The 16169-nt window shown below is 44.2% G+C and carries 11 protein-coding genes; 3 read left to right on the forward strand and 8 right to left on the reverse strand.

Annotated elements, in window-relative coordinates:
- Nucleotides 1-115: 115 nt before the first annotated feature.
- Nucleotides 116-2194 carry a single-stranded-DNA-specific exonuclease RecJ gene (recJ, locus tag QUB63_RS29555; protein ID WP_332948934.1) on the reverse strand — a complete coding sequence of 693 codons (2079 nt, stop codon included), beginning with the start codon at nt 2192-2194 and terminating at the stop codon, nt 116-118.
- Between the two features lie 322 nt (nt 2195-2516).
- Between recJ and QUB63_RS29560 the strand changes: the two genes are divergently transcribed.
- Nucleotides 2517-3422: a bestrophin family protein gene (locus tag QUB63_RS29560; RefSeq protein WP_332948935.1), complete on the forward strand. Its 906-nt coding sequence runs from the start codon at nt 2517-2519 to the stop codon at nt 3420-3422.
- Nucleotides 3423-3715: 293 nt separating this feature from the next.
- On the opposite strand, the gene lnt is transcribed toward QUB63_RS29560, so the two are convergent.
- The 3 genes from lnt to QUB63_RS29575 form a co-directional block, all read right to left on the reverse strand.
- Nucleotides 3716-5548, reverse strand: a complete 1833-nt coding sequence (gene lnt, locus QUB63_RS29565; RefSeq protein ID WP_442921877.1) for an apolipoprotein N-acyltransferase — start codon at nt 5546-5548, stop codon at nt 3716-3718.
- Nucleotides 5549-5917: 369 nt separating this feature from the next.
- Complete coding sequence (psbA, locus tag QUB63_RS29570) at nt 5918-7000, reverse strand: photosystem II q(b) protein (protein ID WP_332948936.1); 1083 nt, start codon at nt 6998-7000, stop codon at nt 5918-5920.
- A gap of 674 nt (nt 7001-7674) precedes the next feature.
- Complete coding sequence (locus tag QUB63_RS29575; protein ID WP_332948937.1) at nt 7675-8022, reverse strand: histidine triad nucleotide-binding protein; 348 nt, start codon at nt 8020-8022, stop codon at nt 7675-7677.
- A gap of 263 nt (nt 8023-8285) precedes the next feature.
- Between QUB63_RS29575 and QUB63_RS29580 the strand changes: the two genes are divergently transcribed.
- The gene (locus tag QUB63_RS29580) at nt 8286-9815 is read left to right on the forward strand and encodes a YifB family Mg chelatase-like AAA ATPase (RefSeq protein WP_332948960.1); all 1530 of its coding nucleotides are present in this window, start codon (nt 8286-8288) and stop codon (nt 9813-9815) included.
- Nucleotides 9816-9821: 6 nt separating this feature from the next.
- Here the strand turns inward: QUB63_RS29580 and QUB63_RS29585 are convergent, their stop codons facing one another.
- Nucleotides 9822-10652 carry a PIN domain-containing protein gene (locus tag QUB63_RS29585; RefSeq protein ID WP_332948938.1) on the reverse strand — a complete coding sequence of 277 codons (831 nt, stop codon included), beginning with the start codon at nt 10650-10652 and terminating at the stop codon, nt 9822-9824.
- 1 nt (nt 10653) lies between these two features.
- A complete protein-coding gene (locus tag QUB63_RS29590; RefSeq protein WP_332948939.1) occupies nt 10654-11124 on the reverse strand; it encodes a helix-turn-helix domain-containing protein in 471 nt (156 codons plus the stop codon).
- Nucleotides 11125-11565: 441 nt separating this feature from the next.
- On the opposite strand from QUB63_RS29590, the gene QUB63_RS29595 reads away from it, so the two are divergent.
- Nucleotides 11566-12744 carry a DNA cytosine methyltransferase gene (locus QUB63_RS29595; RefSeq protein WP_332948940.1) on the forward strand — a complete coding sequence of 393 codons (1179 nt, stop codon included), beginning with the start codon at nt 11566-11568 and terminating at the stop codon, nt 12742-12744.
- Nucleotides 12745-12768: 24 nt separating this feature from the next.
- Here QUB63_RS29595 and QUB63_RS29600 read toward each other — a convergent pair whose 3' ends face one another.
- Together QUB63_RS29600 and QUB63_RS29605 are read right to left on the reverse strand one after the other, a co-directional pair.
- Nucleotides 12769-15189, reverse strand: coding sequence for a dynamin family protein (locus QUB63_RS29600; RefSeq protein ID WP_332948941.1), 2421 nt, complete (start codon nt 15187-15189; stop codon nt 12769-12771).
- A gap of 78 nt (nt 15190-15267) precedes the next feature.
- Nucleotides 15268-16092: a hypothetical protein gene (locus tag QUB63_RS29605; RefSeq protein WP_332948942.1), complete on the reverse strand. Its 825-nt coding sequence runs from the start codon at nt 16090-16092 to the stop codon at nt 15268-15270.
- Nucleotides 16093-16169: the final 77 nt, after the last annotated feature.

Below are 16169 nucleotides of genomic sequence, written 5' to 3' on the forward strand. Positions count from 1 at the left end.
GGTTGAATTTTGGTCTCAAATTGTGGATTTGAGCCTAACACTCGTGTATGTGGCACGGTACCTGTTTTTGGCCTGGCCAATTTTCCCTGATTTTCACCGCGCCCGACGAGCTTTTTCATCGAATACCGAGGGCGTGTTTAGCAGTTTGAATCAAATTCTCAAAAAAAGGCAGAGATACATCGACTTCTTTAGCATCCTTGCGGGAGTTGCCCAACAAACCGATGTTTTGTCCGGGTGCAACAGCCAAAACTTGGCCTTGAGAGTTGCGAATTCTCAATTCCTCTTGAGAACCGGCGGGAGACAGACTGCAAGAATAAGTGCGATCGCAATAATCAAACTCAACTTTCCCGAACACCGGCGGTCTGGAACTAGCAGCACTTGCCGGCAAGCGGACACCCAACAATTCCAGCTCAACCGAAGTCTTGCCATTAAAAGTATTTTCCCGCAATCGGTAAGCAATATCAACCCGCCGAGGCAAAGGAAAATATTCGCCCCAACGCCAAGCAATCCCCTTCACACTAGCCGCTCCTTTTTCATCTTGAGTTGCAGTTAGTTTAACGTGACCTCCTTTACCAACAATTTTCTGTTCAGTTATGCAAACGTTAGGCGTCCAAAATACCGGAGCCTTATTTTCTATGCCGCAAGGTTCCAGAGCATCAATTTGTCGGTAAAGGTCGAGATTAATCTCAGCCAAATCCGCTCGCACGTCTACTGAAACCAGCGGCTTGAGGTGTTCCGGCTGCAAACATTGATTGGCAAAAATTGACAGTTGATTGCGGAATTGTTCTAGATTCTGGGCCGGCATAGAAAAACCGCCCGCCGCTTTGTGCCCGCCAAATTTAGTTAATAAATCCGCGCAAAAATTCAGCCCGTCAAATACATTAAACTCAGGAATTCCCCTCGCCGAACCCCGGATGATTTTACCCGTCTCGCCACCCTCATCTTCAAAAGTACCGATAAAAACGGGCACGCCGTAGCGTTCCACCAACCGAGAAGCCACAATCCCGATCACGCCGTGGTGCCAACCGGGCTGCACGACAACTAACACCCGTTCTTGCTGCAAGTCGAGCGCACTTTTCTCGCACCAAGCAATCGCTTCGAGCTCAATTTGCTGGCACAACTCCTGTCGGCGCTGATTGATTTGTTCGCACTGCACCGCGTTTTTGAGTGCCAATTCGCGATCGTCCGCCGTCAGCAACTCTATCACAATTTGAGGGTCAGCCAGCCGCCCCACAGCATTAATCCGCGGCCCCAGCCGAAAACCAATATCTTCAGGCTTTAACGAATTGTTAGCTTGATTTTTTGAATTAAGAAGAGGTAAACTTTCCGCACTTTGCGGCTGCACTCCCGCCACCTGAATCAAAGCCTGAACTCCCGCCAATTGCGAATGAGGCAACAGCCGCAAACCCCGCTTTACCCAGCGGCGGTTAACTCCAGTCAATGGCGCCAAATCTGCAATAGTTCCCAAAGTAAATAACTCCAGCAGCGGATTCACCAAGCCGCCAACCTTCTTCATGTCTTGAGCCAAACTAATCGCCAAAACATAAGCAACGCCTACTCCAGCCAAACCGCGATAAGGCGAAGATTCTGCAATTAATTTCGGGTTGAGAATAGCATCAGCCGGTGGGAGTTTTGGCGGCAAATCGTGGTGGTCTGTAATAATAACTTTGACACCGAGTTCTCGTGCTCTGGCCACCGGGCCAAAAGCTGCAATGCCGTTGTCAACAGTCAGAATGAGAGCGACACCTTCGGCGTGAAATTCTTCTACAATGCGAGCGTTAATCCCGTAACCTTCGCGCATCCGGCTCGGAATAGCATAATCCACATTCGCGCCCAAAGCTCTGAGAGCTCGCAGCAACAAAGCCGTGCTCGTCATCCCGTCAGCATCGTAGTCGCCGCAAATCGCAATTTTTCCCCCTCCCTCCATCGCCTCCCGCAACAATTTGACACTCGCAGCCAAATCGGGAAATTCATCAAGTGGCGCGGGCAAAACCAGAGATTCCGGTTCGATAAACCCTTCCACTTCTTGAACAGAATCGATGCCCCGGTTAATCAGCACCTGTGCCAGCAAGGACGACAAACCGATTTCTGCGGCAAACTGTTCGGCTTGCTGTGGTTGAGGCGAATAAATTTGCCACCGTTGGTTCGGCAATCGGTGAGAATGCGGGGGCACAGATGTCGGTAGCTCTTGCACGGAAGCTGAGGTTTAAACATACATAACCAATCTTACCGAATTAAGTGCATCAGTCAATCAATTTTAGATTTTAGATTTTAGATTTTAGATCGATCCTAAAGATGAGTTTTTTCGGTAAAATCCAAAGGTTGTTTGTAGGAAAGCTTTTTTAGGAAGCTCTCACCGCACCCAAATAGGGATACCAGCGCCCGATAGAAGTCGTGAAGAGCCCAAAATTTTAGACCCAAGTTCCAACCCCCAGATTGCATCTGCCCTTGTCAATCGCAAATCTAAAATAGACTTTGGGCGCAGACGACTGATTTAATTTTATGAGGAGAATTGCATGAATGTCGATCGACCGTCTTGGTTTAAAATTGCATTACAGGTTCGGGGGTCTGTCATTCCCTCAATTTTGCCCCGGGTTTTGCTGTGCGGCGGCTTTGGAGTTTTTATTTCCCTGCTGCACTTTTTTAACTTGCCCGTTTCCATGCCCATTTTGTCTAGTATTGTACCGAGTATTGTCCTGGGTTTACTGTTAGTTTTTCGGACAAATACAGCCTACGAGCGATTTTGGGAAGGTCGGAGAATGTGGGGAACTTTAGTCAACAACGTCCGCAATTTGGCGCGCCAAATCTGGGTAGCTATTGAGGAAAAAGACCCACAGGATATCGAACTCAAAAAGTCAGCCCTGCGCCTGTTACCTGCCTTTGCAGTGGCGATGAAACTGCACTTGCGGCAAGAATCAGTCAATCCAGAGTTGGAGCCGTTAATGTCCCCCGCGCAGTACCAAAAGCTCAAATCAATGAACAATCCGCCCCTAGAAATTGCCTTTTGGATTGAGGATTATATGCACGAGCAGTACGAGCGCAATTGCCTGGATGTCTATCAGTTAACTGGTATGAATCAGTTGCTCAATTCTATGATAGATGTATTAGGCGGCTGCGAGCGGATTTTGAAAACGCCTATCCCTTTGGCTTACGCGATTCACCTGAAACAACTATTGTTGCTTTACTGTTTGGCACTGCCCTTTCAAATGGTGAAAGATTTGACTTGGGGAACTGGCCCTGTTGTGGCTTTAATTAGTTTTACTTTGTTCGGCATCGAAGAAATCGGGATTGAAATTGAAAATCCCTTCGGGCACGATGCCAATGATTTGCCTTTGGACAATATTTGTGCTGCCATGCAGCGCAATATCGACGATTTAATCTCTTTATCTCCTAGCGTTCACGAACAGGTGAAAGATAAGTAGAGTCATTAGTCATTAGTCATTAGTCATTAGTCATTAGTGAACTGTAGGGGCCCGTGAGCCAATAACTCTGACACTGCAAACAGATTCAATAAACCCGCCCCCGCACCACCAGAAAACCCTTTAATGTAGGGGCGGGTTAACCAATAACCCTAACAGTGCAAACAGATTCAATAAACCCGCCCCCGCACCACCAGAAAACCCTTTAATGTAGGGGTGGGTTCACCAATAACCCTAACAGTGCAAACAGATTCAATAAACCCGCCCCCGCACCACCAGAAAACCCTTGACTAAGGTTAATTTCTAGCAATCAACCGCATTAACCCAGCCAAAACCAACAATAAAGGCGTCAGCCAATCTCCCCACCGCACGTACAAAGTCCGAGTTTGCCGCCGATAAATAGTAGCATCTCGGACTTCATAGGTATTAATTGCCGACTTCCAAACCGTCTCGCCGCGAGGATTTACAAAAGCAGAGTAACCTGTATTAGTTGCGATAACTGCCCATCTATCCGTCTCAATTGCGCGCATCACATCGAGAGCGTGATGCTGAGCCAGCATCGGCGGTTTGTAATGGGCATTGTTGGAAGCTGTGAGCATAAATTCGCCTCCCTTCGCCGCCTGATATCGGAAATTTTCAGCAAAGGCTGAATCGTAACAAATTCCGACAATGGCGCGGCCAAACGGCGTATCAAATAATTGTTTTGAGTTGCCGGGTACTAAATGAGCATCTAAGGGAGAAAGCCGATTGATAATCCCGCCTAAGATTTCGTAAAAAGGGATATATTCGCCTAACGGCACTAGCTTTAGTTTATCGTAGCGGCCGACAATTTCTCCCGTGCGATCGATCGCCAATAAGCTGTTAGTGATACTATTTTCTTGCTGTCCGAATCCTCCAATCCAAGCCACAACACCGCGTTCGAGAATAGCTTGGTAAAACGAAAGAGTAGAACGCTGATACTCGTTTGTCCAGATAAAAGGCAAAGCCGTCTCTGGAAGTAACACAGCATCGACTTTTCTGTCTGCTAACTGTTTGTATCCAGCCGTGTAACCTTCCAAAGCGCGCCGCCAGCCCGCTGAGTCAAACTTAATCTGGTTGGGAATATTGCCTTGAATGATGCCAATTTTTAATGATGTTCCCGCCTCTTGAATTAAAGGCCGATTGTACAAACTCCAGCCGACAATATGCAAAACTAAAAATAAACCCGCAGGCCAAATATAAGCAACCCACTTCTTCCCTCGGACTTCTCCCTTCTTACCTCGGACTCTCTCCTGCTTCCATCCATCCGTTACATCCGTTGCATCCGTTACACAATCCGTTGCCGAACTTCCCTCTTCCTTCTTCCTTCTTCCTTCAAGAAAAGCTTCGGCAATTAAGCCATTTACTGCTACAATTGCTGCTGTGACTGCGCTGGGCCCGGAGAGTTGACCGAGGTGCAATATTGCTAAGTTGTGCGGGCTTTGGGTGTATGATAGTGATGTCCACCACAGGGAACCTGTACTCCAAATACTTTCTAAGGCGCACCACAAAGCTGTGCCTATTAAAACGCGGGTTAACGGTGATAATTTAGTTCTACCCCCCCCAGCCCCCCCTTGTAAAGGGGGGGAGTTAAGAATAGGATTTTTTCCTGGTAAAGTGAGGGAGTTAAGAATAAGAATAGGAGTTTTTCCAGCTAAAGTGAGGGAGTTGAGAATTAGAAATAACCATGCCCAAAGGGTAACTAATGCGGCTCCCCAGAGGGTGATGAATGCCCAGCAAAAAAGTGCGATCGCCAAACTCGGCCACCAAGGAACTCCCAACCAAGTCATCGGGTGTATTCCCATAATCCAAGATAAGGCTAATCCGTGATAGCTGATTCCCCAGAGAGAAGGAAGAAGGAAGAAGGAAGTCGTCCGAGGGAAGTCGGAAGAAGGAAGAAATTTTTGTTTTTTTTCTGTGATTATTGGTCGTTCATAACTGACAACCAAAACCCATAGGGGAACTAATGCTACCCAAGCTAACGGCCAAGCATTGAATGGTGCTGTTGTCAATGCCATCAAAATGCCGCCCAAAAGTGCGATCGCCCCGCCTAATATTTGAGATTTCTCAACCGCGAGTTTTTCAAATTTAAGTCTGTTAAATATCGCCACTTTGATGATTGCCAATTAAATATAATAATTCTTAATCATATCATATCATAATGGTTTGTACTGAGGACTTTAGTCCTAAGTTATGGATGCGGACTAAAGTCCGAACGATCAAACCAATTTGATTGTCATCGTTCCAGCGGAAATAAGATCGGGTATAAATTTCTTATAGCAACCGCCACATCGGGCGCAGACCTAAATAACCTCATGAATAAAGCCTAGACTTCTTTACGCATCAACGGTTTGATTCCCGTACTTAAATGTCAACTGTCAACTGTCAACTGTCAACTGTCAACTGCTATAAATTCTACTTTCCCAAACAAAAAGCGCCCTCATTTGGAGAGAGCGCTTTTTGTTAATCAAAAGCTAAATTTAGCCGTTGATGGAAGGAGCAACCATTGCTACTGGGGTGACAGCACCGGCGGCCAAGTCGAGGGGGAAGTTGTGAGCGTTGCGCTCGTGCATTACTTCCATACCCAAGTTGGCGCGGTTGATGACATCCGCCCAAGTGTTGATGACGCGACCTTGCGAGTCGATAATCGATTGGTTGAAGTTGAAACCGTTGAGGTTAAACGCCATCGTGGAAATACCTAAAGCGGTAAACCAGATGCCGACAACTGGCCACGCACCTAACAAGAAGTGCAAGGAACGGCTGTTGTTGAAAGAAGCGTATTGGAAAATCAAACGACCGAAGTAGCCGTGGGCTGCAACGATGTTGTAGGTTTCTTCTTCTTGACCGAATTTGTAACCGTAGTTCATAGACTCGGTTTCACTTGTCTCGCGAACCAAGCTAGAGGTAACGAGAGAACCGTGCATTGCAGAGAACAAAGCACCGCCGAAGACACCGGCTACTCCCAGCATGTGGAAGGGGTGCATCAGGATGTTGTGCTCGGCTTGGAACACGATCATGAAGTTGAATGTGCCGCTGATACCCAGGGGCATACCGTCAGAAAAGCTGCCTTGTCCGATCGGGTAAATCAAGAATACTGCGGTAGCAGATGCCACAGGTGCGGAGTAAGCTACGCAGATCCAAGGACGCATTCCTAAGCGGTAGCTCAGTTCCCACTGACGGCCCATGTAGCAAAAAATGCCGATGAGGAAGTGGAAAATGACGAGCTGGTAAGGGCCGCCGTTGTACAACCATTCGTCTAAGGAAGCAGCTTCCCAGATCGGGTAAAAGTGAAGCCCGATCGCATTAGATGAAGGAACAACAGCACCACTGATCAGGTTGTTACCGAACATCAAGGAACCAGCAACTGGTTCGCGGATGCCGTCGATATCCACAGGAGGAGCAGCCACGAAGGCAATAATGTAGCAGACGGTGGCTGTCAGCAGAGTAGGAATCATCAGAGTCCCGAACCAACCCACATAAATGCGGTTGTCACTGCTAGTTACCCACTCGCAGTAACGTTCCCAAACGTTGCCGCTTTCGCGACGCTGTACGGTTGTTGTCATTTGTTTTATGATTGCTTAATTGAATTTTCAAGGTTCGTTGTGGGGATGCCCCACGCTTATATTAGTAACACCATTCACTAAAGTTTGCCAAGGGTTTAGTGCTTACAATTAAAAACTTTTACAATCCTTTACATTGCTTGATTTTTCTTGAATATTTGTAGTTATTTACAAAGTAATATTACAAAAAAAATACGGTTAAATACAGCGGACAGAAGAGCTGAATATATTTTCTGTAGGTGGGTTCAGCAGTTATGTCAAATTATTGTTGTTCAGGTCGATCGCCCTTCTCTTTAAATATCTCTTAATTAGGTCTTGAACAGATTATTTTTAATATTTATTTACATATCATCGGTGGATTTGGCAACCGTAAGTTTTTATAGGGAGAATAGTGAGAAGCTGGTTTATAGTGCGATCGCACTACACTCAATAATCCTCAATCAAGCGAGTTCATTAACAAAAAAACCCGGTTATATCGTGTCCGGTCGATTGACTGCAATAAGTAAGGAACGCACGTGTGGAATGCGAGTCCGCAACATACTGCGGACTCGCATTCCACACTACGAACAATCAAGCGAGTTCATTAACAAAAAAACCCGGTTAATCAGGCGCTTTGCAATTGCCATAAACCGGGTTTCTGAGGATGAGTTCGCAAGTTCTGCGTGAAAAATAAGCCTTTAGCCTGGGGGCCAGTTCATGTGGCGTCCGCCGAGAATGTGAAGGTGCAAGTGATCTACAGTTTGGCCGCCGTCGCTACCAGTATTAATGACGACGCGATAGCCGTTGCTGAGTCCGAGTTGTTCTGCTACCCGCTTGACAGTCAGCAGCAGGTGTCCCATGAGGGCATGATCTCCCGATTCGGCATCGGCTAATTTGGGAATAGGTTTTTTGGGAATGACGAGGATGTGGACGGGTGCTTGCGGATGAATATCTCTGAAGGCGAGGGCCAAGTCGTCCTCATAAACGATGTCTGCGGGAATCTCTTTGCGGATGATTTTGCTGAAAAGGGTTTCTTGAGTGGTCATGGGTGTTAAGGAAGTTCGGCAACGGATGTTGTAACGGATTTAACGGATTTAACGGATTTAACGGATGGATTTTGACACGAGGCCGAAGGCCGAAGGCGGAAGGGAGAAGGGGAAGAGGGAAGAGGGAAGACTCAGGAGGAGAGAAGGAAGAGGAGAAAAGGAAGAGGCAACGAAAAGTTTTTCTTGCCTCTTCCGATATTCATTAGTCATTGTTAATCATAATAGACGATGGAGCCAAGATAGCCGAACAAGGATGGAAGATAATGCTTGCTAGGGTTTGGAGTGCATCGATCGTAGGAATTGACGCGGTAAAGGTGGGTGTCGAGGCTGATGTGTCGGGGGGACTGCCGAAAATTGTGGTTGTGGGGCTGCCCGATTCTGCGGTGCAAGAGGCTAAAGAAAGGGTTAAGGCTACGCTAAAAAATTCGGGATATGGTTTTCCGATGCGGAGTATTGTGATTAATTTGACTCCGGCGGATTTGCGGAAGGAAGGGCCGAGTTTTGATTTGCCGATCGCCATTGGCATTTTAGCAGCATCGGAACAGGTCAGCGCCGAGCTTTTGGGAGATCATTTGTTTTTGGGGGAACTCTCGTTAGACGGGAGTTTGCGGCCTGTGGCTGGGGTTTTGCCGATCGCCGCTGCTGCTCAAAAAATGGGTATTTCGGGATTGGTTGTGCCAGCGGCAAATGCGACGGAAGCGGCTTTAGTACAAGGAATATCTGTTTACGGTTTTGATAATATATTTGAAGTTACTGATTTTTTGAACAATCCTCAAGCTTATTCGCCGGTAGAAGTAAACGGCAGACAAGAGTTGGCAAAAACGCGGTTTCCCGGTCTAGATTTAAAGGATGTAAAGGGGCAAATTCACGCGCGGCGGGCTTTGGAAATTGCGGCGGCGGGGGGGCACAATTTAATTTTTGTGGGGCCGCCAGGGAGCGGTAAGACTATGTTGGCGAGACGTTTGCCGGGGATTTTGCCGCCGCTGACTTTTGATGAGGCTTTGGATGTGACTCAGATTCATTCGGTGGCTGGGTTGTTGAAGGATAAGGGTATGCTGGTGAGCGATCGGCCTTTTCGCAGTCCTCACCATTCGGCATCTGGCCCTTCTTTGGTAGGCGGCGGCAGTTTTCCGCGTCCTGGTGAAATTTCACTAGCACATCGCGGCATACTTTTTTTGGATGAATTAACGGAATTTAAACGGGATGTTTTGGAGTTTTTGCGGCAGCCATTGGAAGATGGTTATGTGACGATTTCTCGAACGCGACAATCGGTGATGTTTCCGGCACAATTTACATTAGTTGCGAGTACAAATCCTTGCGCTTGCGGTTATTACGGCGACTCGATTCAACAGTGTACTTGTTCGCCGCAAAAAAGGGAGCAATATTGGGCAAAACTTTCGGGGCCTTTGATGGATCGGATCGATTTGCAAGTGGCGGTTAATCGTTTGAAACCGGAAGAAATTACGCGACAGCCGACGGGGGAGGAGTCGGAACCGGTGCGGGTGAGGGTGCAGCGGGCGCGAGAGATGGCAACTCGGCGTTTTCAGTCGGAAGCTGGCTTGCGGTGTAACGCGCAGATGCTAAGCAGCCACATTAACACATGGTGTCAGTTGGATGATGCTTCGCGGAATTTATTGGAGATGGCGATTCGGAAGTTGGGGCTTTCGGCTAGGGCTAGCGATCGCATTTTGAAGGTTGCGAGAACTATTGCTGATTTATCGGGGGATGAAAGCTTGAAAACGAATCATGTGGGGGAGGCGGTGCAGTATCGGACGATCGATCGGATGCAGTAAGTAAGCTTATTGCTGCTCAACACCCTTTGTTGCTAACTCTTCTTCTAAACGTTGAGCAAATATTTGGAATAATGTGACATCTTCTGATGATATATTACCCTCAACTTCCATATTTTGAACTCGCAGGATTTCGCCACGGCTATCTTTAGCAGTAATTGTTAGAGTTTGCCCTTTCATCCAGAGTCGATATCGATCTCCTTCATAAGATTGACCCCCTTCGGCTGCTGCAGTTCCCAACACAGTTAATGCTTTTTTCGCGGTTTCGATTACCAAATCGCAGTATTCGTAGAAACGAACCCTACTAGCAAATTCTGGGACTCTATTCTTTTTTTCTAAATTATCAAGAAGTTCGGCAACAGTAAGAGGCGGTTTTTTTAGATCCTCAGCCTGCTGCCGAATTACCTCAACCATTGATTCTGGGTCATTATCAAAAAGGTGAGTCAGAAATACATCTGGGTTCTGCACTTCGATGCCGTAGGGTTCTAAAGCCTCTTGTGGAAAGTGTTTGAGATTATCAGTGACAATGATTTTAGCCTTTGCTATTATAGCAGCAGCTACAACATGGCGATCGCCCGGATGATTTGTCATTGCTTCCACCAAACTTGCAGGCACTTCGACCATTGCTTCAGGAAAGGTGTTCTTTATCATCTCCTGATAACGAGCTGCTTTGACCTCTGTCATTTTTTCTTTTTTTACAAGATTGCGGGTAGCACCATCTAGAATTTCTTGTGAAAAATGAACGATATACAACTCAGTCTCAGCAGCACACAGCAGGGTATCACATAAAGGCATAGGGAAGATGACGCAGGAGTCTACAATAACAGATAAAGCTTCCATTCTACTCCTGAGCTATTTCGCATACCCCTTCGCCGTAAAACCCCTCCTCCTGAAGAAATTGGCTTAATTCCTTCATTCCTTGGCGACGCTTCACTTGACGCTGTTCCTTGTAGGTAATTACGTCTTGAAAAAGGACGCGCCGATGTTTTCCTACTTCGATATAAGGAATTGCTCCCTCCTTTAATAACTTGATAAAAAAGGGTCGCGATACCTTCAGGAGTTCAGCAGCCTCCTGCGTTGTCAGTTCGGAATTATGAAGTTCTACCGAGAAAGCTTGACCTGATGCCATTGCATGCACAATTTGACGCAGAATGCTGTATACAGATTCGGGAATCAGTATCTCTTCTCCGTTACTTCCGACTAATTTGGGCTGTGCAGATTCTCTGCTCAGTATTTGCTCTAATTGGTCTATTAATTCTTTTTCTGGTTCTTGAACTAAAACTGACTCTGGCGACGCTTTTTGCCTCGACATAATAAATCTCTCTTTTGATGTGTTTTTGGTGGAGGTAGAAACCCAATCGGCTATAATCAGGAGTTTAAACCTTTGATTTTAGCCACTCACTCTACTGCTCAACACGTTGAGGCTGCAATCAGGCAAAACCTGTGCAGCATTACTGGCAAAGGTTTGTAAGTATTTGTCCGACATGATACTTGGCTTTTCAATTTAATATAACACTACACGTGCTATAAGTGCAATATCCGCAATAAACGAAATATTCAAAATCCGCAGGTGCATAAGCGTTCCGTAACCGTTGGTATCGCCTCCTTCATCTCAAGTTGCTTAGCCCGACTCAAGACGGATGCCTCGCAGATGTACAATGGACGATCGCACTCCCCGACTCCAAGCGCGATCGAGCCCTACACCCTGCCCCAAGTCGGCAACATCAGATAGAATGCAGTAAACAAATATAAAATGGAAGCAATACAACTGTCTTTATTCTCAAATGAGTCAGAACCAATTCCTGCCAAAAAGCAAAAGAAAGCAAAATTAGGGCGTTACGAACGCATCCAACGCGAACTAGAAGCAAATGACTGCGACCCCTACAAGATATTCATTGATGTTGAATCTCAGTCACTGCCAAAATCAGACTATACATTTGTCGATATTTTTTGCGGTGCTGGCGGCATGACTCAAGGTTTATTGCAAGCAGGTTTTCGACCAGTAGCAAGCGTTGAAATTAATCCCATCGCCTCGGCAACTCATACAAAAAACTTTCCCGATTGCCATCACTTGTGCGACGATATAAAAAACTTAAATCCCCAAAAGTTGCTCGCTGAAATTGGTTCGCCAGAAGTTCATGTTGTTGTAGGCGGGCCGCCGTGTCAAGGCTTCTCAGTTGCAGGAAAACGCGACCCCAACGACCCTCGAAATCGCTTATTTAGAGAGTTTGTCCGCGTTGTCTCTGAAATACGTCCTTGGTATGTTGTCATGGAAAACGTACCCGGAATATTGACTATACAAAAAGGGGCTGTTAAGCAAGCGATTTGCGAGGCTTTCCAGGAAATTGGCTATCCCCATATGTCCGTTGCTGTTCTTGAATCAGCCGCCTATGGAGTCGCGCAAATCCGCCCGCGAGCCATTTTTATTGCCAATAGATTCGGGATGCAAAATCCCTATCCGAAGCCGCAATTGTTGTCGGAACAATACAAAGCGATTGAGTCAGCAATTGATGATTTACCCGAGTATACTCCCATACCGGAAATTAACCACGAATGGACTCGTCATTCTGTTCAGTACATGGAAAGACTTGCTAAAGTTCCACCAGGCGGTTCTTTGTATGAAAGCTACGCCGATGCTTTCAAGCGACAGTATCCGGGAAAACCGAGTATGACTGTTAAAGAAAATCACGGCGGCACTCATATTCATCCTTATCTCAATCGCGTTATTTCCGCTCGCGAAATGGCTAGATTGCAAACTTTCCCGGATTCATTTATTTTTGAAGGTTCGATGAAAAAGGCAATGTGGCAAATTGGAAATGCCGTGCCACCCCGTCTAGCAGAGTGTATCGGCTTTGCACTTATTCCATATTTGGCTGATATTGCTTTGAACAAAGCTAGTTTAGTTAATAAGTTCCTGTTCCAGAAATCTTAAATTAGTAAAAAACGTAAGCGCATCTCAGCTTGCTATTAATGGTTTTGTCTGACTCATAAGTTCATTAGCCTTCTCTTTCAATTTATCCACCTGTAATTTATCATTACCTACTGAAAATGATTCAAGCGCTTGCTTTAATTCTTTCAGTGTTTCTAAAGGTAAAGCTTGAGCTTTTAGTGATTGCTCTAAATCCTTCCTATAATCACCTAGAAGAGAGTCGAGAGCCTCAAAGTACCTTTTAATTTGTTGCTCCAATGATTGCTCAATCAATCGGTTAGATTGTTCTTGAATTTCTTCAACTTTATTGTCAAAGAATTTAACTATTTCACCCTTGAAAAGGATTATGTTAACTCTATATATTTCTTTATATAAATATTTGTCTAAGTCCACACGTAACCAACCGAAAACGGTGCTAACTGCACCATAAAATCTGCTCAGTATTGGACTGTTAGCTACCATTGCCACTAAGCCAGCAGCAAACTGCACAAACAAATTACCAAATGCTCCTTCTAACAATGCTGCGAGTAAATCAGATAACCCATATCCTCTGAATTCAAGATCGGGGGTATTCACTTCTATGTAAATATCAACTAGCTTGAATATATCTGGCTTAAAAATAACATCAAAATCTCTTTTTAACCGATATTGAGCGCGTTCAATAATAGGCTTAGTTTCATTATCTAGTAACTTGGATAATTCTTGAATCCTGCCTTCAGTCTGTTTATCCGTCTCTTTACAAGCGACATCCAATTGACGTTCAATAATTTGCTTCGCCGAAGCTGCTATTTGCTCAGCGAATAGCTTGGCATCTTGCTTACTATCAAATTCAAATTCATCCTTATCTCTATTAAAGATGTTGGATATGTCGCCCCACAAATTGGAAAATACTTTTATAGCAGAATCTAAAACATACTTTTTCAATAGTGTGTCAAGTTCGTTTTTTACGTCTTTTTTGAGCTTTTCTAGGTTGGCGTTTACGGTTTCCTTTATTTGCTTTTTTGTTTGGGCAACCTCTTCATCTAGATTCCGACGGCAAGCAGCTAGACTAGAAAGCTCTTTGTTAAGATCCTCAATTGCTTGCTGGAGCTTTTCAGCATTACTGTTAATGTAAGTCAGGTCATTTTTTGCATTGTTACATAAATCATCTAGATGAATAAGACAACGATTCAATGCAAACTCCATGCAGCGGGGGGCAACTTGTAGCAAAATTACATTAATTGCTTCTTCCAGAAAAGATGCAAACTTTGAGGCTTCCCAAAGTGTTACCGCTTTCTTTTGTAATTTCTCTACAGTTGCATCCTTCAGTTCATCCTCCCAATCAACAGTCCATACTTCTCTAGCTAATGCTTGGGCAGCTTCAGGATCTTTAATATCTTGACTACTGAGAGATGATTGACGGAGAAAATCCTTAGCGCAGAATGCTTGCCTCGCAGAAACTTCAAATACGCGGTTTGTGTTGCCCAGTTTGAGGTTATGAGCAACAAATTGTTTTACCATTTCGGTATTTATGTCACCTGGACGACGCTCATCAATTTTATTAACTAAAACATATAAATTTTCTTGACTGCTTGTTCGGATAACTTTTTGAACTTCTGCTTTAATTTTTTCGGCTGCTTCAGCCCTCAATTCAGTGAAATTCAGGACAAGCAGCACAAGTTGGCTACGCTTAAGTTGCTTGGAAACTACAATTTCTAGTTTTTCGCTGACTCCGGCTTCACTTGGCCCAGGCGTATCAACGATTACAAGATTACCTAGCTTCTCTAGTTGTTGATTTTGCTGTGTTCTGAAAAAAGGAGTTTCGATAGATGGAATGTCATTGTCATTGAGCAACTGGAGAGGATCTCGATCTTGGGATACGGCCAAAATGTTGCAAAGACGGATAATATGATTCAACTCTGTCAGGATCTTGTTAATATTCTTACTGCCATAGATTTCTTCGGAAATCCCAAAATCTGTATCACTGTGGATTTCTTGGAGTAAACTTGCTAAATGCGGATATTCACCAGTCTGCTTAAGAACTTCTTCCATCCCTTTCTGCTCAATTTCCTGCCTGATAGCATCCAATGCTTTCTTAAATGCTTCACAAATTCCAGAACTCAGTTTTAAAATTGCCTCTGCTGCATTTTCTTTCAATACAATCTCTGTGGGCAGTGTGGTCATCGCTGTAGCAGAACTTGGCAGGAGTTCTTGACCAATAATGGCATTAATAATTTTGGATTTGCCAGCATTCATAGGTGCGGCAATAGCCATTCTGAGTTTTAGGTCTGTGACTGTACCAATCTCCTTTGCAATTTCCTGTTGATATATGTGGTACTTGTTTTCTGAGCTATCCTCAGACTTAAGTTCTTTGCTTGCGCGACCCATCAGAGTGCTAACTTCTTGTAACAGGGCAATCACCTGTCTTTGCAGCTCTTGGACATTTGGGTTGGAGGCTTGAGAAGTCATAGGGTTTTTAGTTGGTGTTTGTTTTGTGTTCGGTGAGTTATTTGGCGCTCTTTATTTGTTGCAATCGCCATTCGTTAATTAATTATCCAAATAAGAAAATGCTTCTTGAGATAATTGTTCATCGGTAAATATACCTACTTTTTTTAAAACCTTACTCAATACTTTTTTACTCAAATCTAAAAGCTTTTTATCAAAAGAATTCCAATCAGTATCTAATCGTTCTTCGATGAGACGAATATGCACTTTATTTCGACTTTTCCTTAATGTATTGATATCATGATAAATTTCTGTGTCTTCACCTAAAAGCTTTTTGTTTTTTACTTTTTTAATCATTTGGTCTAAACTCATCTCTGTCGGAATAGCCTTTTCACGCTTGAAAAATATCTCACTTTCAATCTTATAGTATTTTCCGCTATAATTTTTTTTAATACCCGATACTTTACCCGTAACTGATTTCCACTCAATAGTATCTGTTTCATCATTGTAAATTCTTTCAAAAATTTCATTTTCAATCTTATACTCTTTGTCCCCAGCTTTTTTAGTATTTTTTATCTTCATAACTGATTCCCACTCAGTAGTTGCTGGTTGACCACGAGTCAATATTAAATAGTATAATATTCCCTCAATTATTCCTACACTAATAATAACAATACTTTTAATTGTCTGTTTTTGTAAAACATTTGTTAGCCTCAAGTATTGATTTTGATCGCTAACTATAAAATTAAGATATTCCAAATGTTGCAGATTATAGCAAATATTGCTTGTTAAAGCCTCCTGATATTGATATTTTGTATCATCTTGTTCTATAAAGTGCCTCATAAATCGTGTTAATTCAGCTACAGGTGTAGGGAAATACTTTGGCACTTGTTGTTTGTTAATTTGACCACTTTCTACTTTTCCCATAATTCTTTACTATTCTATAATAAGTTTAATTTCCTCATTCATCAACCCATATAAATGAGTTACCCCTATCATCTATC

The sequence above is a fragment of the Microcoleus sp. ARI1-B5 genome, assembly GCF_036705795.1.
GTDB lineage: Bacteria > Cyanobacteriota > Cyanobacteriia > Cyanobacteriales > Microcoleaceae > Microcoleus.

Coding starts and splice junctions, on each gene's coding strand:
- QUB63_RS29560 (WP_332948935.1), top strand. CDS start 2,517: ATGAATGTCGATCGACCGTCTTGGTTTAAAATTGCATTACAGGTTCGG.
- psbA (WP_332948936.1), bottom strand. CDS start 7,000: ATGACAACAACCGTACAGCGTCGCGAAAGCGGCAACGTTTGGGAACGT.
- QUB63_RS29575 (WP_332948937.1), bottom strand. CDS start 8,022: ATGACCACTCAAGAAACCCTTTTCAGCAAAATCATCCGCAAAGAGATT.
- QUB63_RS29580 (WP_332948960.1), top strand. CDS start 8,286: ATGCTTGCTAGGGTTTGGAGTGCATCGATCGTAGGAATTGACGCGGTA.
- QUB63_RS29585 (WP_332948938.1), bottom strand. CDS start 10,652: ATGGAAGCTTTATCTGTTATTGTAGACTCCTGCGTCATCTTCCCTATG.
- QUB63_RS29590 (WP_332948939.1), bottom strand. CDS start 11,124: ATGTCGAGGCAAAAAGCGTCGCCAGAGTCAGTTTTAGTTCAAGAACCA.
- QUB63_RS29595 (WP_332948940.1), top strand. CDS start 11,566: ATGGAAGCAATACAACTGTCTTTATTCTCAAATGAGTCAGAACCAATT.
- QUB63_RS29600 (WP_332948941.1), bottom strand. CDS start 15,189: ATGACTTCTCAAGCCTCCAACCCAAATGTCCAAGAGCTGCAAAGACAG.
- QUB63_RS29605 (WP_332948942.1), bottom strand. CDS start 16,092: ATGGGAAAAGTAGAAAGTGGTCAAATTAACAAACAACAAGTGCCAAAG.